The sequence below is a fragment of the Actinocrinis sp. genome (assembly GCF_035605935.1).
Taxonomy (GTDB): domain Bacteria; phylum Actinomycetota; class Actinomycetes; order Streptomycetales; family Catenulisporaceae; genus Actinocrinis.
Map to the genome: position 1 here is coordinate 62,317 of NZ_DATNGK010000135.1, position 18,814 is coordinate 81,130.

At 69.8% G+C, this 18,814-nt stretch carries 16 protein-coding genes and 1 pseudogene; 8 read left to right on the forward strand and 9 right to left on the reverse strand.

Going from position 1 to position 18,814, the window contains the following annotated elements; translation table 11 throughout:
- Positions 1 to 30 precede the first annotated feature (30 nt).
- The gene (locus tag VN779_RS11705) at positions 31 to 459 is read left to right on the forward strand and encodes a TIGR03667 family PPOX class F420-dependent oxidoreductase (RefSeq protein ID WP_325722511.1); all 429 of its coding nucleotides are present in this window, start codon (positions 31 to 33) and stop codon (positions 457 to 459) included.
- A gap of 5 nt (positions 460 to 464) precedes the next feature.
- Positions 465 to 977, forward strand: a complete 513-nt coding sequence (locus tag VN779_RS11710) for a hypothetical protein (RefSeq protein WP_325722512.1) — start codon at positions 465 to 467, stop codon at positions 975 to 977.
- On the opposite strand, the gene VN779_RS11715 is transcribed toward VN779_RS11710, so the two are convergent.
- From VN779_RS11715 to VN779_RS11725, 3 genes are all read right to left on the reverse strand, one after another.
- Positions 974 to 3,415, reverse strand: coding sequence for an HAD-IC family P-type ATPase (locus VN779_RS11715; RefSeq protein ID WP_325722513.1), 2,442 nt, complete (start codon positions 3,413 to 3,415; stop codon positions 974 to 976). The genes VN779_RS11710 and VN779_RS11715 overlap by 4 nt on opposite strands.
- Positions 3,416 to 3,607: 192 nt before the next feature.
- Positions 3,608 to 5,539: a glycoside hydrolase gene (locus VN779_RS11720; RefSeq protein WP_325722514.1), complete on the reverse strand. Its 1,932-nt coding sequence runs from the start codon at positions 5,537 to 5,539 to the stop codon at positions 3,608 to 3,610.
- Positions 5,540 to 5,754: 215 nt separating this feature from the next.
- Positions 5,755 to 6,945 carry an ROK family transcriptional regulator gene (locus tag VN779_RS11725; protein ID WP_325722515.1) on the reverse strand — a complete coding sequence of 397 codons (1,191 nt, stop codon included), beginning with the start codon at positions 6,943 to 6,945 and terminating at the stop codon, positions 5,755 to 5,757.
- A 272-nt stretch (positions 6,946 to 7,217) separates the two neighbouring features.
- Between VN779_RS11725 and VN779_RS11730 the strand changes: the two genes are divergently transcribed.
- The 3 genes from VN779_RS11730 (at position 7,218) to VN779_RS11740 (ending at position 9,655) form a co-directional block, all read left to right on the forward strand.
- Positions 7,218 to 8,270, forward strand: coding sequence for an NAD-dependent epimerase/dehydratase family protein (locus VN779_RS11730; protein ID WP_325722516.1), 1,053 nt, complete (start codon positions 7,218 to 7,220; stop codon positions 8,268 to 8,270).
- A gap of 21 nt (positions 8,271 to 8,291) precedes the next feature.
- Positions 8,292 to 9,194 (forward strand): hypothetical protein, encoded by a 903-nt coding sequence (locus VN779_RS11735; protein ID WP_325722517.1) that lies wholly within the window; start codon positions 8,292 to 8,294, stop codon positions 9,192 to 9,194.
- 164 nt (positions 9,195 to 9,358) lie between these two features.
- A complete protein-coding gene (locus VN779_RS11740; protein WP_325722518.1) occupies positions 9,359 to 9,655 on the forward strand; it encodes a hypothetical protein in 297 nt (98 codons plus the stop codon).
- A gap of 29 nt (positions 9,656 to 9,684) precedes the next feature.
- On the opposite strand, the gene VN779_RS11745 is transcribed toward VN779_RS11740, so the two are convergent.
- The 3 genes from VN779_RS11745 to VN779_RS11755 are packed head-to-tail and all read right to left on the reverse strand — an operon-like array spanning position 9,685 to position 12,347.
- Positions 9,685 to 10,269, reverse strand: a complete 585-nt coding sequence (locus VN779_RS11745) for a DUF1697 domain-containing protein (RefSeq protein ID WP_325722519.1) — start codon at positions 10,267 to 10,269, stop codon at positions 9,685 to 9,687.
- A gap of 36 nt (positions 10,270 to 10,305) precedes the next feature.
- Complete coding sequence (locus VN779_RS11750; protein ID WP_325722520.1) at positions 10,306 to 11,487, reverse strand: HAMP domain-containing sensor histidine kinase; 1,182 nt, start codon at positions 11,485 to 11,487, stop codon at positions 10,306 to 10,308.
- Positions 11,484 to 12,347, reverse strand: coding sequence for a response regulator transcription factor (locus VN779_RS11755; protein WP_325722521.1), 864 nt, complete (start codon positions 12,345 to 12,347; stop codon positions 11,484 to 11,486). The genes VN779_RS11750 and VN779_RS11755 overlap by 4 nt, the downstream gene beginning before the upstream one ends.
- 1,829 nt (positions 12,348 to 14,176) lie before the next feature.
- Here VN779_RS11755 and VN779_RS26450 point away from each other — a divergent pair.
- The 3 genes and pseudogenes from VN779_RS26450 (at position 14,177) to VN779_RS26460 (ending at position 16,299) form a co-directional block, all read left to right on the forward strand.
- Positions 14,177 to 14,830 (forward strand): glycosyltransferase family 2 protein, encoded by a 654-nt coding sequence (locus tag VN779_RS26450; RefSeq protein WP_414639649.1) that lies wholly within the window; start codon positions 14,177 to 14,179, stop codon positions 14,828 to 14,830.
- Positions 14,827 to 15,501 (forward strand): annotated as a pseudogene (locus tag VN779_RS26455) (TIGR04282 family arsenosugar biosynthesis glycosyltransferase); the annotation flags it as partial. The gene VN779_RS26450 and the pseudogene VN779_RS26455, both read left to right, overlap by 4 nt.
- A 6-nt stretch (positions 15,502 to 15,507) precedes the next feature.
- Positions 15,508 to 16,299 carry a class I SAM-dependent methyltransferase gene (locus VN779_RS26460; RefSeq protein WP_349260744.1) on the forward strand — a complete coding sequence of 264 codons (792 nt, stop codon included), beginning with the start codon at positions 15,508 to 15,510 and terminating at the stop codon, positions 16,297 to 16,299.
- A gap of 52 nt (positions 16,300 to 16,351) precedes the next feature.
- Here VN779_RS26460 and VN779_RS11770 read toward each other — a convergent pair whose 3' ends face one another.
- The 3 genes from VN779_RS11770 to VN779_RS11780 form a co-directional block, all read right to left on the reverse strand.
- Positions 16,352 to 17,587 (reverse strand): NAD(P)/FAD-dependent oxidoreductase, encoded by a 1,236-nt coding sequence (locus tag VN779_RS11770; protein ID WP_325722524.1) that lies wholly within the window; start codon positions 17,585 to 17,587, stop codon positions 16,352 to 16,354.
- 113 nt (positions 17,588 to 17,700) lie between these two features.
- Positions 17,701 to 18,585 (reverse strand): DUF4097 family beta strand repeat-containing protein, encoded by an 885-nt coding sequence (locus tag VN779_RS11775; protein ID WP_325722525.1) that lies wholly within the window; start codon positions 18,583 to 18,585, stop codon positions 17,701 to 17,703.
- 66 nt (positions 18,586 to 18,651) lie between these two features.
- On the reverse strand, positions 18,652 to 18,814 hold a 163-nt coding region (locus tag VN779_RS11780), incomplete at its 5' end, for a LuxR C-terminal-related transcriptional regulator (protein WP_414639650.1).

Here is an 18,814-nt window from a genome sequence, read left to right on the forward strand (position 1 = left end):
CCGCGGCGCTGTCCGTCGTAGGCTGCCCCTATGGCGAACGAAGTACTCCCCGACCCGTCCACCACGTCCGGCAAGCGCGTGCGCGAACGGCTCGCCGAGGAGATCGTGCTGTGGCTCACCACGATCGGCGCGGACGGAACGCCGCAGCCCAACCCGGTGTGGTTCCTGTGGGAGGGCGAGGACACGATCCTGATTTACAACCGCGCGGACGCCAACCGGATCGCCCATGTCAGGGCCCGCCCTCGGGTGTCGCTGAACTTCGACGGAAACGGCCGCGGCGGCGAGATCGTCGTGCTCACCGGGGACGCCGAGGTGCTGGAGGACTTCCCACTCGCGCACGAGTACCCGCCCTACGTGGAGAAGTACGCCGCGGAAATGCGGCGCGTATCCGGCGTCGAGGAGGACTTCGCCCGCAGGTACCCGGTGGCGATGCGCGTGCGGATCACCCGCGTGCGGTGATCACGGTGGATCGAGACGGCTGGACGGAGCCGGATTACCGCGAACAGGTGGCGACGCTTGCCGACATCGCCGCGCAGGCCGCCACGCTGCAACCCGGCGCGGACAAGGCGGTCGCGCAATGCGGCGGCGTCTGGCCGGTACCCGACGCGGCGGCGCTGGAGCTCGGTCGGCTTTCGCGCTCGTACTCGCCGTTGTACGAGCGCGTGCGGCGCCTGGAAGTGGATGCGGCGCTGACCGAGCCGCGCGATGAACTGCTCAGCCTGCTCTCCTATCACCTGCACATGCTGCGCGACGCCGGGGACCTGGCCTTCTCCGGACGGCGTGACGAGCGCACCGAACCATTCCGGCAGGAACTCGCGCAGGGGCTCGGGCCATATGCGACCCGGTTGTTGCGGCTCGCGGCCGAATTGCGCGCCCGCGCCGAAGCGGCAGAGGATCAGATGACTTATTCCGCCGGGCGAGGCGAATTCGAACTCGATGACATCTATTTACCCGGCACGCAATCAGAGGGCGACTAATCTCGGGCCGCTTCGGCTCTCGTTTCAATATCCAGCCCCGGAGCCGGCGTGAGGCTTAAGCGCGCGGTGCGGCGTACGTCGATGCGCCACAACACTTCCAGCGCCACTGCCGCGCAGCCGGCCACCGCGAGCGCGGTGAGGGTCTGCTGCCAGCCGCCGAAGTGCAGGTCGAACACCCGCCGGCCCACCGGCAACAGCGCGACCAGCACGAACCCGCCGGACATCACGGCGATCAGGACCGTCTTCCACCACGCGAGTGGCCGCGCCACCAGCGTCAGCACCCAGATACCAACCGCGAACAAGGTGACCATCGCTGAGGTTTGCTCGACCGCGAGTTGAGCGCCGGGCTCAAGCCGCGCCAGATAGTACGAGGTGAACGAGGCGGCGCCGGCGATCAATCCGGCCGGGATGGCGAATCGCAGCACCCTGGCGACGAACCCCGATCCGGCCCGGCTCGCATTGGGCGCCAGGGCGAGGAAGAAGGCCGGGGTGCCAATCGTCAGTGTGCTGATGAGAGTGGTGTGCCGAGGCAGGAACGGGTACGGCAGCCGGGCGATGCCAACCAGCAGCACCATGAGGAAAGACTCGAAGGACTTCACCAGGAACAGGTTCGAGACCCGCTCGATGTTGCCGACCACGCGCCGGCCCTCGGCGACGACGGAAGGCAGGGTCGCGAAGCGTTCGTCGAGCAGCACGATCTGCGCCACCGCCCGCGCCGCCCCGGAGCCGGAACCCATCGCGACGCCGATGTCCGCGGTCTTCAGCGCCAGCACGTCGTTCACGCCGTCGCCGGTCATCGCGACCGTATGGCCGCGCGATTGCAGCGCGGCGACCATCTGCTGCTTCTGGCGCGGGGTTACCCGGCCGAACACCGAGTTCGCCTCCAGCGCCGCGGCCAGCGCCTCCGGGTCGTCCGGCAGGTCGCGCGCGTCGACCGGATGATCCGCGCCAGGCAGGCCCAGCGAGCCGGCCACCGCGCCGACCGACACCGCGTTGTCGCCGGAGATGACCTTGAGCGCGACCGACTGGCGGGCGAAGTATTCGAGCGTCGGCGCGGCGTCGTCCCGGATCCGCTGTTCCAGCGTGAGGAGCGCGGTCGGGGTGATCGCGTCGTGGGCCAGGCCGGCGCTGCCCTCCGCGGGAAGCGGGTCGGCGGACGAAGCAAGCATCAGGACACGCAGTCCAGTCGCGCCGAGCCGCTCGGCTTCCTCGGCGGCCTCCGTGTCCAGGCCGAGCACGTCAGGCGCGCCGATCAGCCAGGTGCCGTGGCCGTCCGCGAAGGTCACGCCGCTCCACTTGCGCGCCGAAGAGAAGGCCGCGATGGCCTGTGGCCGCCAGCCGCCGGGATCGGGGCAAGCTTCGATCACGGCTGTCATCGTCGCGTTGGGTCGTTCCTCCGCGGCTCCGAGCGCGCCAAGAACCCGGCGCACGTCGAGCTCGGTCTCGGCGGGAATCAGTACTCTTATCTCCGCGAGTCGCATGCCGCCCTCGGTGAGCGTCCCGGTCTTGTCCAGGCACACGACGTCGACCCGCGCCAGCCCCTCGATCGCGGGTAGCTCCTGCACGAGGCACTGGCGTCGCCCGAGCCGCACCACGCCGACCGCGAACGCGACCGAGGTCAGCAGCACCAGTCCTTCCGGCACCATCGGCACGATCCCGGCGACCGTCCGGCTGATCCCGTCGCGGCTGAATCCGCCGGCCACACCGGCCTGCACCGCCACCTGCAGCGCGGCGGCCGGGATGAGCAGGTAGGTCAGATAGCGCAGGATCCGGTTGATGCCGTCGCGCAGCTGCGAGCGCACCAGCGTGAACTGCTGCGCCTGCGCCGCTAGTTTGGCCGCGTGCGCGTCCGGGCCGACGCGGGTGGCACGCATGACGCCGGAGCCGGCCACGACAAACGAGCCAGACAGCAGCTCATCGCCGGAGCGCTTCGTCACCGGATCGGCCTCGCCGGTCAGCAGCGACTCGTCGACCTCAAGCGCCTCCGCGTCGAGCACGAGCCCGTCCACTGGAATCTTGTCCCCGGTGGCCAGCAGCACAAGATCGTCTTGCACCAACTCGGCGGCGGCGACCTGGGTCTCGACCCCGTCCCTGCGCACCCGTGGCCGCGCCTCGCCGACAATGGCGAGCGAATCGAGGGTGCGCTTTGCCCGCCATTCCTGCACGATGCCGATCGCCGCGTTGAACACGATCACGAAACCGAACAGCGCGTCCTGGATCGGCGCCACCACCAACATGACCGCGAACAGCGCGCCGATCAGCCCGTTGAACCAGGTCAGCATGTTCGCGCGCAGGATCGCGGCCGTCGACCTGCTGGAGCGGACCGGGACCTCGTTCACCCTGCCGCTCGCGACCCGCTCGGCGACCTGCGCTGCGGTCAGTCCGCCGGCGCCGGAAGGCAGCGTCGGGCTCTCGGGAAGCAGCGGCTCGATGGTCATGAGCCGGGGATCTGGAGCCAGGTCGTCACGGTCGCCATGATCAGACCCTAACCGCGGGCCTCGTCGCAGGGCGGGTCGAGTTCAACCCGCGGTAATCGAGGACGCGACTTATCGCTCATTCGGCCCAGCCGTGCGGGTTGCCGCGAGCGGGGCCGTCCGGTCCGGGCCGGACGGCCTTCGCGCGCTATCCGATCAGCCTTGCGACCACAGCTGGTTGCTTCCGCCGTTGCAGGTCCACAGGTCGACGAGCGAACCCGAGGCGGTCTTCTGGCCGACCACGTCGAGACAGAGACCTGATTCGCTGTTGGTGAGCGAGCCGTCCGGATGAAGCTCCCAGCGTTGGTTGCTGCCGCCGTTGCAGGTGTAGATGTCCACGATCGTGCCCGCGGACTTGCCCTGCTGGTAGGCGTCGAGGCACTTGTTGCCGTAGACGGTGACCGTGCCATCGGCTTGCAGCGTGAACTCCTGGTTCGGCGCGGCGGAGCAGGTCTCGATGTCGACCTGCGTGCCGTTCGTGGTCGAACTGCCCGGTACCGCGAGGCAGCGGCCGGACTGGGCACCTACGAGCTGCGACGCGCTCGCGCCGCCGCTGCCCGGCTGACCGGAGCTGCCGAGAACGAAGGTGCTCACGCTCTGCGCCGGCAGCGAGGTGCTGAGCGTCGAGCCGGAGATCGAGGGCGCGCCGATGCTCGCCGTGTTCTCCGTGGCGCTGGTCCGGTAAGCACCCTGCGCGGTGATCGCGCCGCTGTTCAGGTTGAGGCTGAACGAAGTGGCCGAGGAGTTGGTGTTGGTGGCGACGATGGTCCAGGCGTTGTTCGCCCAGAACGCCAGCGCCTGCACGCCCGAGGGCGCGCCGGTCAGTCCGTATCTGACCGCTCCGGGCCGCACGTACCTGCTGTACTGCGCGAGGACGTAGAAGCGCTTCGTGATGTAAAAGTTCTGATCATTGTCGGCGGCGTAGTTCGGGTTGTAGTAGATCAGCCCGTCGTTGTAGCCGCTGGAGTTGACGCTGGTCGCGCAGGAGGAGCTGCTCTTGGGGTCGCAGCCCATCACCGGGGAGAGCGCGGTCCACCACTGGAACGCACTGTCGTCGCCGTAGGCGAAGTCGTTGTACACGATCTTCGCGAGCGCGACGCCTCCGGAGATGGTGGGGTCGTACTGCGCGCCGTAGCCGCCGCCGGTGACCTGGCAGCAGATCTCGGTGGCCCACTTGGCCTTGTTGTTGACGTCGCCGAGCGCCGCGACCAACTCCATCTGCGTGGCGCCGGGGAAGTCGTAGGTGTGGTGCGCGATCGCGCCGATGTACGAGGGCGCGTTCGCGTCGGCCAGCCAGGTGGGCGCCTCGGAGAGCAATTGAGAGGTCTTACTCGACTCGTCCGCGATCACCTTCGTGGACAGGCCGGCGGACTTGAGCGCCGAGCCGACCGCGTCGATCGTCCCGGCGCGCTCGGAGGCGGGAACGCTCATGCCCTCCTGGCTGCAACTGGAGAAGCTGTTGTCGGGCTCGTTCATCGGGCTGATCTCGCTCAGCGGCACGCCCTGCGACGCGAAGTGCGCGGCGACGGTGGCCAGATAGCTGCCGTAAGCGCCCTCGTCCGCGGCGACGAGCGTGCCGGCGCAGCTCTTGTTGTTGCTGGTGTACTGTTCCGGCGCGCTGTTGACGAAGCCGATCAGGTCAGGCACGCCGTCGGCGGCGGCCGCCTTGAGGAAGTACTGGCCGGTCGGGTCCTTCGTCCAGTCGTAGGACCCTGACGAGGTAAGGAAGGTGGCGGCGGCGCGCGGACCGCTCGCCACGCCGACGCCCCCGCCGCCGATGTTGTACCGGTACTGGCTCAGATCCAGCCCGGCCGAGGTGAACAGCAGCGAGGCAGCCTGCGCCTGGTTCGCCGCCGAGAAGTTCGCCAGATCGTTGACCCACCACGCACCGGAGGCCCCGAATCCGGCCACGGTCTGCGCGGGCGCGGTGATCTGCGCGACGGAGGAGGCGGCCGGGGCTAGGTGGACCGCGGCTGAATTCGACGTCGCGAAGCTGGTTGCGGCAACGAGGGCGAGGCCGGCCAAGCCGGCCAGCGCGCCGCCGGCTGATCGCCGGGTCTTGTGTCGCTGATGTGAGGGTTCTGGCACGCGATGTGGGTGGCGACCTGTGAATAAGGGTCGGGACATTGCTGCTCTCCTCTCTGAGAGCGCGGCGTCATGTCGGGCGTGCGATCCGGAAAGCTAACCGGACGCCGACACTTCGTCAACCCCATGGAGAAAGTCCCGAACAGCACATTCCATGCCCACTTCGGCGATCACGGACATTACACGGCCACGGGTGCGTCGCCGCGCCACCCGTGCGGCTACGACCGGTTCGGGGCCAACGCTCCCTCGAGCGCGAAAGTCGCCGCACCCAGACTCACCGGGTTCGTCGCGATCGGGCACAGCATGATGCGCGTGTGCTCAAGCGGCCGCGGCAGCGCGTGCTCGGCCACCGCCTCGCGCATTCCGGCGAGCAGCGCGTCGCCGAGCCGAGCCGCCACCCAGCTGCTCAGCACGATCACCTGCGGGTTGATCAGGTTCACCAGGTTGCCCACGGCCACGCCGAGATATCGCGCGGTGCGCTTGATCGTCTCGACCGCGGCCGCCTCGCCCTTGGCCAGCGCCTCGGCGAGCGCGTCTATCGCAGTGGTCTGATCCACGCTCAGGATGCCGCTGTCCGGATCGACCTCTCTCAGCGTATTGATGATGCCCAACGCCCCGACGTACGCCTCCACGCAGCCCATCGCACCGCAGTGGCAGGCCCGGCCGTCGAGAACCAGCGTGGTGTGGCCCCACTCCCCCGCGGTGTTCGACGCGCCACGGTACAGCGAGCCGGCCACCGCGATCCCCGCGCCCACACCGGTGCCGAGGTTCACCACCACCACGTCGTCGCAGCCGCGCGCCGCGCCGAACCAGAGCTCCGCGACGGTGCAGGCCATCAGCGGGTTATCGAGATAGATCGGAAACGCCAGCTGCTCGGCGAGCATTTCGCGCAGCGGCACCTCGTGCCAGTTCCAGTTGGGGGCGAACACGGACAGGCCGCCCTCGCGCTCGACCTGACCCGGCATGCTCACCCCGACGCCGAAGACCAGCCCGGCGTCCACCCCGGCGTCGGCGAGCACGGTGCGCACCCCGGAGGCGATGTGCCCGACCACCTGTTCCGGCCGGTTCTCGCTGGCGGACAGCGGCTCCTCGGCCCGGGAGAGCAGCCGCAGCGCCAGATCGAACAGCTCGACGTGGATGTACGTCTCGGCGACGTCGACGCCGATCAGCGCGCCGCCGTCGGCCTTCATCGCGATCAGCCCGCGCGGCCGTCCGCCGTCCGAGTCCTCGAACCCGACCTCGACGAGCACGCCGCGCTCGAGCAGTTCCCCGACCAGGTTGGCGACGGTGGCCAGGCTCAGCCCGGTGGCCGCGGCGAGCTCCTGCCGGGAGACCGGAGACTGCGCGATCACGTAGCGCAGCAGCTCATTGCGATTGGCCCGGCGGATATCCCGAGACGTGCGCTTCACCAACTGACCGCCCCTTTGTGGACCAGGCCCGTGCAGTACGAATCCCGTGCAGTACGAATGCTGAGAGCTTAGCCCGCGCAACCAGCCGGCACCGCCGGTACCAGCAATTTTCGGCGGAGTTTCGAGCCCGCGGCGCGCCGCGGCGCGCTCCGGCGGCCGGCCCGGCGCCCGCGAGGCGTGAGACCGCGCCACCTTCGCCACTCCTTACGAAGCCGTGACGCCCGTGCGCTGCCCTTTCCCTCGGCCGCGCTCTGCCGCCTAGCGTGGCTGCCATGAGGGTACTGGTCACCGGAGCTGCCGGATTCATCGGATCGCATATCGTCGAGTCGCTGCTGGACGCCGGGCACGAGCCGGTGGCATTCGACGCGCTGCTGCCGGCCGTGCATCCGGAGCCGGAGCGCTCGCGGGAGCGGGTCGCGTCCGAGGTCGAGTTCATCCGCGCCGATGTGCGCGATGCGGACGCCGTCGAGCGCGCGCTGCGCGGCGTCGACGCGGTGTGCCACCAGGCGGCGATGGTCGGCCTCGGGCTCAATCTTGACGACGCGCCGCACTACGCGGGTTGCAACGATCTCGGCACGGCGGTGCTGCTCGCCGCGATGGCGCGCGCCGGTGTGTCAAGGCTCGCACTCGCATCGTCGATGGTCGTTTACGGCGAGGGCCGCTACGACTGCGCCGAGCACGGCCGCGTCGAACCGGGACCGCGGGTGACGGCGGATCTCGCCGCGGGCCAGTTCGAGCCGCCGTGCCCACATTGCGGCAAGGCGCTGGCTCCGGGCATGGTCGATGAGGACGCGCGGCTCGACCCGCGCAACGTCTACGCCGCGACGAAGGCGGCGCAGGAGTATCTGGCGACATCGTGGGCACGCGCCGCCGAGGGGACGGTCGCGATGCTGCGGTACCACAACGTGTACGGCCCGCGGATGCCGCGCGACACGCCCTACGCCGGGGTCGCCGCGATCTTCCGCTCCGAACTCCAGGCCGGGCGGCCGCCGCGGGTCTTCGAGGATGGCGGCCAGCGGCGCGACTTCGTCCATGTGCGCGATATCGCGACCGCCAACGTCGCAGCCCTCGAATGGACTGGAAAGGCGGATCCGGGCAGCGGGCGGTCGTTCAACGTCGGCAGCGGCACGCCGCGCACCGTCGGCGAGTTGGCAGCCGGCCTCGCCGAGGCGATGGGCGGGCCGATCCCGGTCGTCACCGGCCAGTACCGGCTCGGCGACGTGCGGCATGTGACCGCTTCGAATCTGCGGCTGCGCACCGAGCTCGGCTGGGCACCTGCCGTAAGTTTTGCCGATGGTCTCGCTCAGTTCGTTGTCCCGGCGTGACGGGCGCACGATGCTGAGGGCATGCGCCCACTTATTCACCCACGAACCCGTATATTCGCCGCCGCGAGTGCGGCCGGCCTGCTCGGCGCCGTGCTGCCCGCGTCGGCCGCGCACGCCGCGACCCGCCCCACCGTCGCGGCGGTATCGGGCTGGACCCAGGTCACCCACTACCTGGAGAGCAGCCTCTCGGCCGACGAAGGGGTCGCGACCGTCAACCCGCCCGGCGGTTCGGCTTACCAGCTCTTCCGCGGTGTCGCCTCAGTTCCAATCAGCGTGCTGATGGAGGGCTACAACCACGTCGGCGACCCGGATTCGGTGAACGGCTACATCTTCGACGCCTTCCAGAGCGGCGCCTCGGCTCCTAGCTCGAAGATGTTCCGGGTCACCACGCCCTCCGGATCAACCTACGAATACACCCACAGCCTGGTGTCCGGCGAGCAGTACAACAACTCCTTCGATGCCGTCTCCCCGGACACCCAGTGGATGGTCGCGGGCGAGTGGGGCACGATGTCGCACCTCCAGGTGTATCCGACGCCGATCCTCAACCCGCAGACCCCCGCGACCGGCGGCAGCCTGGCGCTGTCCGGCTACATCCAGCTCGACCACCCGGTCAACGACATCCAGGGCTGCGACTTCGTCACCGCGACAAAGCTGATCTGCGCCTCGGACGACGGCAGCCAGTCGCTCTTCCCGGACCAGAAGCCATTGCTGGAGGTTGACCTGTCACACGCACTGTCCAGCGGAGATGTCGCCGGTCACGTCACCGACCTCGGCCCGATCCCGCAGACCAACAGCATCTGCTCAGGCAGCTTCGAGTCCGAGGGCGTCGATTACGACCCAGCCAGCGCAATCCTGCGGGTCGAGATCATCCAGCCGAGCGTGTGCGCGGCTGCCACGACGGTCTACGAGTACAAGGCGAGCTAGCGGCCGGCGCCGGTCACCCGCTCGCCCGGACCGGGCCACGCATCGGGTAGGTCCATTCAGGTGAGGGCACGGACGCGCTACGCGACCGTTCCCTTGCGCGGTACGGGCAGGCGGAGCAGTCTCCGTGACAAGGACCTGGCTCAACCAAGGAGGGAGACAGCCCGATGCGCACGATGCTTCTCGTGGAGTTGGACAACACCGCAGGCAGCAAGGCCATTGCCGACGGCACCATGGGCAAGTCGATGGAAGAGGTCCTCAGCATGCTCAAGCCGGAGGCCGCGTACTTTTACCCGCACAACGGGCACCGCGCGATGACGCTGGTCGTCGACGCGCCCGACGAATCGTCGCTCGTGACGATGTGCGAGCCGTTCTGGACGCAGCTGAACGCAAAGGTCGAAGTCATCCCGTGTATGAGCGCGGATGACCTGCGCGGCGGCCTTAGCCGTCTCGGCGAAAGGTAGCGCTCCGGCTACAAGAAGGCTGGTTGACGCTACGCGGCGCCCGAGGCCATTTCCGCAAGCGCCTTGACCGAGTTCCAATTCCGGCCGGTCGCCTGGATCCCTTTCAGGCGGCCGGCCGGTTTGGCCAGCGCGGCAGCCAGCTCGGAACGGCCGAGCCCGTTGGGCGCGTAGAGGTACATGACCTGCTCGCCGAGCCGAAACTCCTCCGGGAGAAAGGCGGCCTGGTCAAGGTCGGCGTACCGGTCGGCGGTGACGTCCGCCGAGTAGAAGACCGCGTGCAGTTGCTTGCCTTCCAGGGTGTCGGCCGGAAACGGACAGGCCTTGATCACGGCTTCGAGGTACGCCCCGGTGCGCACTAAGCAGGGCACGTCGAACCCGAACCGGTCGGCGAGCGCCGCCGAGATCCGCGCGGCGATCGCGTCCGAACTGCCGGAGTCTTTGGCGTCATCCGGCACGTCGAATACCGCATTGCCGCTGGCGAGATACGTGCGCACGTCCCGGTAGCCCAGGCCGGTGAGCAGGTCGCGCAGGTCAGCCATCGGAACCTTGCGCTTCCCGACGTTCACCGCCGCGAGGAGCGCCACATAGGTGGTGGTACCGGTCGTGCTCGTCATGCCGTCAGTCTAGGGACAGGCGCTGACAGCACATCCCTAGCCGACCGGTACGGGCAGCCGGACCTCGAACCGGCAGCCGCCGACCACGTTGCGCACGTCCACCTCGCCGGCGTGCGCCTCGACGATGCCGCGCACGATCGCCAGGCCGAGGCCGGCTCCCGCGAGCGGCTCCGGGGTGCGGGCCGCGGTCCCGCGCCAGGCCACTTCGAAGACGCGATCCAGATCCTCGTCGGGGATCCCGCCGCAGGCGTCCACGACCGCGAGCACCGCGTGTCCGTCCCGCTCGGTCGCCTCCACGCGGACCTCGCCCGCGCTCGGGGTGTGCCGGATGGCGTTGGCGACCAGGTTCGTGAGCGCGCGGGACAGCTCGCGCGGGTCGACGCGCACCGCGAGCGGGGTGCGCACATCCGCCTCCAAGGCCACGCCGCAAGCCCTGGCAAGCGGATCGGCGCCGATCACCGCCTCGTCCACCAGATCGGTCAGCGGCACCCGCTCCAGGGTCAGCCGCAGTGCGCCCGCGTGGATCCGTGACATCTCGAACAGGTCGTCCACCATGCCGGCCAGCCGGTCCACCGACATGCGGATCTGGGTGTGGTAGCGCATTGGATCGGTCGCGACGCCGTCCTCCAGCGCCTCGGCCATCGCGCGCAACCCGGCCAGCGGGGTACGCAGGTCGTGCGAAACCCAGGCGACCAACTCACGGCGCGAACGCTCAAGGGCTCGCTCGCGCTCGCGGGACTCGGCCAGGCGCGAGGCGGTGGTGGCCAACTCGCGGCTGAGGCCGTCGAGTTCCGCGGTGGCCAGCGAGACCGGGTTCGCGCGGTCCGCGGTCGAGTTGCCGGGGGCCGCGTGCCGGCCGGCACCGCGAGAGGAGAACTCGAAGTCCTGCCCTTCGTCGCCGAGCGCGCGCATCGCGTTGCGCAGGGCGCGGCTGTCCGCGGTGACGCTGCGGGCCAGGGGTATCGCCATCGCGAGCGCGACGACCCCGGCCGCGATGCACACCACCAGCGCGACGCCGAAGTCGTGCTGGGAAAGGAACATCTTCTGCGCCGCCGCCAACACCCCGGCGACCATGGCCAGGACCGTGAACATCGCGACGACGAAAAGCTTCAGGCGAATCGAGCGACCGCGCAGCATCCGCAGCACGAGCAGTCCCAGGACGCCGACGCCGATTGAACTGCCGCCACCGATCAGCACGATCAGGACGTTGTCGCTCACTGGTGCGCTCCGGAAGGCGAGCCGGGTCGGGCCGGGTTGGTGGACGGTCTGGATGGGGAGCCGGGCAGGTGGTCGGTGGACACGTCTGCCTGACCACGTTGGGCGCGCTGCCCCGGTTCACCGTGGCCGGCGGGGGCGGGCGGTTCGAGCGCCTCCTGCGCTTCCGGCGAATCGAGCCGGTAGCCGACGCCCCACACGGTGACGAGCAGCCGCGGCTCGGCCGGGTCCTGTTCGATCTTCTCACGCAGGCGGCGCACGTGGACGGTAACCGTGGACTGGTCGCCGTAATCCCAACCCCATACCAACTGCATCAGCTCGGCTCGGGTGAAGGCTTGGCCTGGATGCGCGAGGAGGAAAGCGAGCAGGTCGAATTCGCGGCCGGTCAGCGACAGCGGCTCGCCCGCGCGCGTGGCCTGATGGCCGGTGACGTCGACTTCGAGCTCTCCGACGCGCCGGATGTCCGGGGCCTGGTCCGGCGGGGCCGCGTTGTGCCTGGCCCGGCGCAGCACCGAGTTGGCGCGCAGGGACAGCTCCCGCGGGCTGAACGGCTTGGTGACGTAGTCGTCGGCGCCGAGTTCCAGGCCGAGGATGCGGTCGTGCTCCTCGCCGCGCGCGGTCAGCATGATCACCGGGACCGGGCCGAGCCTGCGGATGCGCCGGTAGACCTCGAAGCCGTCGAAACCGGGCAGCATGAGGTCGAGCACGATCAGGTCAGGCCGCTTGAGGTGCGCGGAGGCGACCGCGCTCGGCCCGTCCGCGGCGAGCCTGACCCGGTGGCCGCAGCGGCGCAGGTAAGCGGCGACGACCTCGGACACGGTGGGGTCGTCGTCGACGACGAGCACGTCTGCGCTGGCTTCCATTCCGACCACTCTAAGCGCCGCCGCAAGAGCCGGTAGCCGCGCGGCATGCGGTTCTTTACTCCGTAAGAACTGGCCGGCCAGCGATTACGGAGCCCTTACGGTCGGACCTGAAGACGGGTCTTAAGGCGGCGCGGCTGCCACGGTGGTTCGCTATGGGCTCCACAAGATCTACCGGGCGAGATTCGCAAGCGGCTGAGCAGTCCGACGTCACGCGGCCCGCGCCTCCTAGGGCGATACCGGCGCAGCGATCCACACGGGAGCGCGCCGAACGTCTCGAGCCTGTATCAGAGTCCCGTGTCTCGTTGAACGAGACAACCAGTCCCGGGGCCCGGTTGCGCACGCTGGCAGTCACCGCCCTGTGCGCCGTCGCGGTCGCGGGGATCGTCGTCTGCCTGGCCGAACGCGTTCACCTGCCGCCCGCTCACGGCTCGATTTGGCCCACGATCCTGCTGTTCGGCGGCGCGTGGGTGGCCTTCGTCATCGCGGTCTGGTTGCTGCGAAAGGTCCCTGCGCGAGCAGCGGTCGTGCTGATCCTGCTGGGTGGACTCGCGGCGGGCTTCGCGTGCGCCACCGCTCCCGAACGCACCAGCGACGACCTGTACCGCTACGTCTGGGACGGCCGGGTGCAAGCCGCCGGGATCGACCCCTACGACTACGTCCCCGCCGCGCCGCAACTCGCCGGGCTGCGCGATCCCGCGCTCTGGCCGGACTACAAGACGCGCTGGTGCATCAGAGCGGACCAGCCGGATCCGGACGGCGGCACCCTGGTCGGGGGTTGCGCGCTGATCAACCGGCCCGCCGTGCACACGATCTACCCGCCGGTCTCCGAGGCGTACTTCCTCGGCGTGCACGCGATCTCGCCACCGGGCAGCCGCTACAAGCCGATTCAGTTCGCCGCGGTGCTCCTCGCCCTCGCCACCACGATCGCGCTGCTACTCGCCCTGCGCGCGCTCGGCCGCAATCCACGGCTCGCCGCGCTGTGGGCGTGGTGCCCGATGATCGCCTTCGAAACCGGCAACGGCGCGCACGTCGACGTGCTGGCCGCGCTGCTCACCGTGAGCGCGCTCGGCTGCCTCGCGTTGGCAGCCAGGACCGAGCCGGGCACCAAGGCGGCGCGCAGACGCTATCTGATCGGCTCGCTCATTCTGGGCCTTGGCGTCGGCGCGAAGCTGACTCCGGCGATAGCCATGCCCGCCGTGCTGCGCCGCCGGCCGATCCTCATCGCCACCACGGTCGCCGGGACCTTCGCGGCCGTCTACCTGCCGCACGTGATCGCGGTCGGCGCAAAGGTCATCGGCTACATCCCCGGTTACATGCGCGAGCAGGGCTACGCCGGCGGCGGCGGATTCATGCTGCTCGACACGGTGCTGCCGAACGCGGTGGCAGGCGCGGCCGCGGTGCTGATCATCGGCGCGACCGCACTGACCGTGCTGTTGCGCGGCGACCCGTGCCGGCCGTGGCGCGGGACGCTCGTGATCGCGGGCGTGACCATGTTCGCCACGACGCCGGTCTTCCAGTGGTACGCGATCCTGCTGGTCGCGCTGGTCGCGCTCGACGGCCGATGGGAATGGCTGGCGCTCGCGGTGCCGGTCTTCATCTCAGACATCGCACAGTCGCTCGGACTCGACCTGGTCAATGCACTGCGATGCGGCTACGGCTTCGCGCTGGTCGTCGTGCTCACCGTGACAGCCCTGCGGGAACGGCGGCGGCGCACGCCGAGCCCATCCGCTTCACTCGACGCCGTCTCAGCTGCCTTCGACCGCTCGCCTGCCGCCGAACCCTGCCCTACCTCCGTCCCTGCTGCTGCCGAGGAGCCCGCCGTGCCACTCGTGGACGTCGTCCTGCCGTGTCTGAATGAAGAGGGCGCGCTGCCCTACGTCCTGGGGCGGCTGCCCGAGGGATATCGCGCGATCGTGGTGGACAACGGGTCCACCGACGGCTCCGCTCGGCTCGCCGCCGAACTCGGCGCGCTGGTGGTGACCGAGAAGCGGCGCGGCTTCGGCGCCGCCTGCCACGCCGGGCTTTCCGCGGCGACCGCGCCGGTGGTGTGCTTCTGCGACTGCGACGGTTCGCTCGATCCCCGGCAACTGCCGCGGGTCGCCGGTCCGGTGCTCAGCGGTGAGTCAGACCTCGTACTCGGCCGGCGGCGTCCGGTCGGCGCCGGGGCGTGGCCGCCGCACGCGCGGGTCGCGAACCAGGTGCTCGCCTTCCGGTTGCGGCGCACCGGAGTGCAGGTGCGCGATCTGGGCCCGATGCGCGCGGCCCGCCGCGAATCGCTGCTCGCGCTCGGCGTCGCGGACCGGCGCTCCGGCTATCCGCTGGAGACCGTGCTCGCGGCCGCGCGGTCCGGCTGGCGAATCGATGAGACAGAGGTCGATTACGCGCCGCGCACCGGCAAGTCGAAGGTCACCGGGACGCTCACCGGCACACTGCAGGCGATCCGGGACATGAACCGGGTGTGGCGGGAGGCGACAAGTCGATGAGCACTCTGATTGTCATCGCCAAGGAGCCGGTGCCGGGACGCGTCAAGACCCGGCTCTCTCCTGCGTTCACCCCGAAACAGGCCGCTTCGTTGGCTCGCGCGGCGCTGCTGGACACGCTCGAAGCGGTCCGCCGGGCGCCGGCCGATCATCGGCTGCTCGTCCTGGACGGTGAAGCAGGGGACTGGCTTCCACGGGCGCTGCGGGACGGGTTCGCTATCGTGCCTCAGGTATCGGGCACGCTGGACCTGCGGCTGGCGGCGGCTTTCGCCGAGGCGGCCCGGCTCGACCGAGGCCCCGCGTTGCTGGTCGGGATGGACACGCCGCAACTGACGGCCGAGGTGCTGGGCAAGGGCATGCTGGCGCTCGGCGCGGGCATGGCAGGCTCCGGTACGGCCGGTTCTTACGCCGACGCGGACGCGGTTTTCGGGCCGGCCGAGGATGGCGGATTCTGGGCACTGGGACTTCGTGAGCCGGGCCATCCGCGCGTGAACGGCCTGTTGGTCGGCGTGCCGATGTCGCGCGACGACACGGGCAAGCAGCAGCATGACCGGCTCGTCGACGCGGACCTGCGCATCAGCATCCTGCCGACGCTGCGGGACGTCGACCACGAGGCCGATGCGCGTGTTGCCGCGGCGCAGGCCCCGAATACCCGGTTCGCCGTCTTACTGAGCTGCATCGTGCCTGGCCAAGACGAGCCCCAAACCGAACCTAGAACCGAGCTTGAGCGGCCGACCGAACCCGAGCCCGAAGCGGCAGCAGCAACCGTAGCTATCACCGCGTCGAACACCAGCTGGAGCGGGCCGGTCTCATCAGGCTACGAACGCGCCCTCTGGCAGACGATCGCGCAGGCGCCGAGGCACGCGTCCGCCGCTTCCCGCGCCTCATCGCAGAAGCACGAACCGATCCTGCTGCGTTGCGAGAGCGGCGCGGTCTTCCACCTCGACGTCGCCAAGTACGCGGCCGCGCCGGACGAGACCGACAGCTCCCTGCTGGATCGATGTACCGGTCCGACCCTCGACATCGGCTGCGGGCCCGGACGGCTCGCCGCCGAACTGGCGCGGCGCGGCGTCCCGTCGCTCGGCGTGGACGTTACGCCGGTAGCGCTGCTCATCGCGCGGGCCGCCGGAGCGACCGCGCTGCGCCGCTCGGTGTTCGACAGGCTGCCCGGCGAGGGCCGCTGGCCGTACGCGCTGCTGATCGACGGCAATATCGGGATCGGCGGGGATCCGCGGGCGCTGCTCGCGCGCATCAAGGCGCTGCTGCGGCCGCGCAACGGGCAACTCCTGGTCGAGGCCGCGGCCGGCGAACTCGACGAGCGGCACGAGTTGCGCCTCGGCGAGCAGGGGGCGCCGGTGCCGTGGGCCAGCGTCGGCGCGAGCGCGCTGCTCGCGCTGGCCCGGCCGCTCGGTTTCCGGCTCGAAGCGAGCTGGGAGTCGGCCGGGCGCAACTTCATGGCATTGGCGACCTGACCGGGTCCTGCTGACGGCTGCCGGCCGGCCGCTGATCAGACTCCTGACTTAATCAAGCCGAAACCAGCGACTCCAGCGGCGTGTTCGGATCGGCGAGCCGGTCCGCGTCAATGCTCTGACCGGACTCGATCAGAGCCCGGATCTGGTCGCCGACGTCCCAGACGTTGACGTTCATCCCGGCCAGCACCCGGCCCCCGGCCAGCCAGAAGGCGATGAACTCGCCGCCGGCCGGGTCGCCGCGCGTGACGAGCGCGTCGTAGCCGTCGGGCTCGACGTAGCCGAAGTACTCCATGCCGAGGTCGTACTGGTCGGTGAAGAAGTACGGCAGCCGGGTGTACGCGGCCTCCTCGCCGAGCATCGCCGCGGCGGCCACCTCGGGCTGGTTCAGCGCGTTGGCCCAGTGCTCGACCCGGATCCGCTTGTCGTACTTCGGATGATAGGCCCGCGCCACATCGCCGACCGCGAAAATGTCCGGGTCTTCGGTACGCAGCGAAGCGTCCACCAGCACGCCGTTGTCCACGGCCAAGTCGGCGTCCTCAGCCAGCTGCGAGTTAGGTGCGACGCCGACCGCGACCAGCACCGCGTCCGTCGGCAGCACCGAGCCGTCGCGCAGCCGCACCCCGGTCGCGTAACCGCCCTCGGTGGTGATCTCATTGACGATCTCGCCGAACCGGAACTCGACGCCGTTGCGGCGGTGCAGCTCGGCGAAGTGCCGGCCCATCTCCGGGCCGAGCACGCGCAGCAGCGGCAGCTCGGCGGTCTCCACGACGGTGACCTCGACGCCCGCGCCGCGCGCCGCGGCCGTCGCCTCGAGGCCGATCCAGCCGGCGCCGATGACGACCAGCCGCTGGATCTGGCCGAAAAGCGCACGCAGCCGCTCGGAGTCGTCGATGGTGCGCAGGTAGAGCACGCGGTCCGCGTTTCCGCCGAGGACCGGCAGGTGCCGCGGGCTGGCGCCGGTGGCAAGCAGCAGTTTGGCGTATTCGAGCCGTGTGGCGTCCGCAAGCCGGATCTGGTGCGAGGCGCGGTCGATCGCGGAGACGTGGCTGCCGAGCCGCAGCTCGACGTCGTGCTCGGCGTACCAGGACTCCGGGTGCACGAACGCCTTCTCGCGCTCGCTCTTGCCGATCAGATAATCCTTCGACAGCGGCGGGCGCTCGTACGGCCGGTGCTCTTCGTCGCCGACCAGCACGATCCGGCCGTCGTAGCCCTTCGCGCGCAGCGCCTCGGCGGCCTTGGCGCCGCTCAGGCTCGCTCCGACGATGACGAATGGTTCGGATGCTGGCATCGGTTCTCCTCGTCGCCGCGACTATCGCCTGCTCGGGTCGTTAAGGCGCGGCGGACGTGCGTGACGCCCGCGGCACCCACGGTGACCAGGTTAGCCGCAAACCGGTCACGGCATCAGTTATCACCCGCGTAATTGAGCGAGGCGTCGCCGGACTGGGTGTTGATGTCGATGCTGCGCTGCGAGGCCTCGTCCTCGATGCCCTGTTCGACGTGACGATCACCGGAAGAGGTCTGCCCGGAGACGCGGTACGTCGCGCCGCGCGGAACCGTGACGCTGACGCCGCCGGATTCGACCGATGCGGTGACAGACACGGGGGCGCTTGAGAAGGTGAGGTCGACGTCCCCAGAGAGCGTCTGTGCGTTGACTTGCGGCGAGGCCAGGCCGTCGGCGTGGATATCCCCGGAGTCCGCGCGCGCCGAGATCATGCCGCGGTCGCCGTCAAGGTCAATGTCACCGGATTGGGCTCGGGCGTTCACGGCCCCGCTCATCCGCTTGATCGTCACCGAGCCCGAGTCGAGGATGGACTGCACGGAGACCGTCGCGGGCACCGCCAGTTCCAGATCCGCGCCGCACGGGTTGACCATCTCGAAGGACGGCGCCGCGCAGTCCTCGTTGATCAACAGCGTGTTGCCCTGCCAGGTCTCGGTGACCTGTGGCTTGTTGACTGTCCAGGTCAAGGTCTGGCGCAGCGAGATCGGCTCGCCGCCGGCGGTGGGCCGGACGGTCAGGTCGCCGCCGGTGACATCGACCTCGACTGCTGTGATCGCGTGGCGTGAGATCCACGTGGTCGTCGTGGTCTGCGCCGCGAGCCAGCCGATCTGCGGCAGGCCGACCGCCGCGATGGTGACGACGGCGGTCATTCCCGCGATGCCGAACCACAGCGCGCGCTGGCCCTTTCGACCAGCCACGCGGTGCGGCGGTCCGGCCGCCGAGTGCGGCCCGGCCGGGCCGGCGGACGATGCCGGTCTGGCGTCCTCGACCTCAAAGAGCTCATTCACCCCGAATACCTCCCTAGCCCAATATGCACACACGCTTAAACAAGCAATGCTTGATAAGCAGGGTGTTCAAGAAGCGCTGTTCAGAAAGCGCAGGACCGCCAGGACCCTGCGATGGTCGCCCTCGTCGGGCGGCAGGTCGAGCTTCGTGAAGATGTTGTTGATGTGCTTGCCGACCGCGCTCTCCGTGATGACCAGGGTGTGCGCGATCCGGGCGTTCGAGCGGCCCTCC

Coding starts and splice junctions, on each gene's coding strand:
- VN779_RS11705 (WP_325722511.1), top strand. CDS start 31: ATGGCGAACGAAGTACTCCCCGACCCGTCCACCACGTCCGGCAAGCGC.
- VN779_RS11715 (WP_325722513.1), bottom strand. CDS start 3,415: ATGACCATCGAGCCGCTGCTTCCCGAGAGCCCGACGCTGCCTTCCGGC.
- VN779_RS11730 (WP_325722516.1), top strand. CDS start 7,218: ATGAGGGTACTGGTCACCGGAGCTGCCGGATTCATCGGATCGCATATC.
- VN779_RS11735 (WP_325722517.1), top strand. CDS start 8,292: ATGCGCCCACTTATTCACCCACGAACCCGTATATTCGCCGCCGCGAGT.
- VN779_RS11740 (WP_325722518.1), top strand. CDS start 9,359: ATGCGCACGATGCTTCTCGTGGAGTTGGACAACACCGCAGGCAGCAAG.
- VN779_RS11745 (WP_325722519.1), bottom strand. CDS start 10,269: ATGACGAGCACGACCGGTACCACCACCTATGTGGCGCTCCTCGCGGCG.
- VN779_RS11755 (WP_325722521.1), bottom strand. CDS start 12,347: ATGGAAGCCAGCGCAGACGTGCTCGTCGTCGACGACGACCCCACCGTG.
- VN779_RS11770 (WP_325722524.1), bottom strand. CDS start 17,587: ATGCCAGCATCCGAACCATTCGTCATCGTCGGAGCGAGCCTGAGCGGC.